The organism is Synechococcus sp. R6-10, from assembly GCF_047461815.1.
Taxonomy (GTDB): Bacteria; Cyanobacteriota; Cyanobacteriia; order Thermostichales; family Thermostichaceae; genus Thermostichus.
The window spans coordinates 1-633 of record NZ_JANSHW010000746.1 but is presented as its reverse complement, the minus strand read 5'-3'; the positions used below and the strand labels follow the sequence as shown (position 1 = coordinate 633).

Genomic DNA, 633 nt, shown 5'->3' with positions numbered 1-633 from the left:
CGGGAGATGGATCTGCCCTGCTTGAGCGCGTTTCACGAGCTGCTGTATCTGGGGTACAAGCTCTTCCGCATTGAGTAACTCAATCAGAGATAACGCCGCGTAGAACTTGTATTCGTCCCCGCTTTCCAGCCATTTGACCAGAGCTTGCAGGGCAGCAGTTCTGAGATGGGGCGCAAGTAGCCTTATCTCCGCCGCCACGCGCATCAAAACCTCTTCGCCACTTTTAGCATAGTAGGGGTGGGCGCTGAGTTCGTCTACCAGATTCTCTAACCACTTCAGAGCCTCTTCAGTCATGGCACTGTTCATCGTATCCTCCGCAGAAAACGAGGTTCCACATGCGTGGCGTGAATCAGAACCTTGATTGGCTCATGGTATGGTTCCTCCGTGAAGTGTACCACGGAGAGAGGATACCCCATAAAAACAGAGTGGTCAAATATTAGTTTACCTCCGTGCGCAGCCAACAACAAGCTCAAACCGAAGCGGCAGGCACGGAGCAGTTGCCCCCGCGCCTGCCAAACCACTTGTACGTACCTACAGACCTAACCGACTTTGCGACGCCGAAGCATCAGTCCAACAAGCCCAGCCCCTATAGCGACACACGAGGCAGGCTCGGGTACAGGCATGAACGACCAC

2 protein-coding genes are annotated in these 633 nt (G+C 54.3%); both read right to left on the bottom strand.

The genetic code is table 11. The features are described from left to right. A partial coding sequence (locus NW837_RS15760; RefSeq protein ID WP_414332650.1) for a hypothetical protein occupies positions 1-306 on the bottom strand: 306 nt, incomplete at its 3' end. A gap of 233 nt (positions 307-539) precedes the next feature. Further along, on the bottom strand, positions 540-623 hold the full coding sequence (locus tag NW837_RS15755; protein WP_414332652.1) for a PEP-CTERM sorting domain-containing protein: 84 nt from the start codon (positions 621-623) through the stop codon (positions 540-542). Positions 624-633 lie beyond the last annotated feature (10 nt).

Bases quoted from the DNA above. Each gene is read 5' to 3' on its own strand.
- NW837_RS15755 (WP_414332652.1), bottom strand. From the start codon at position 623: ATGCCTGTACCCGAGCCTGCCTCGTGTGTCGCTATAGGGGCTGGGCTT.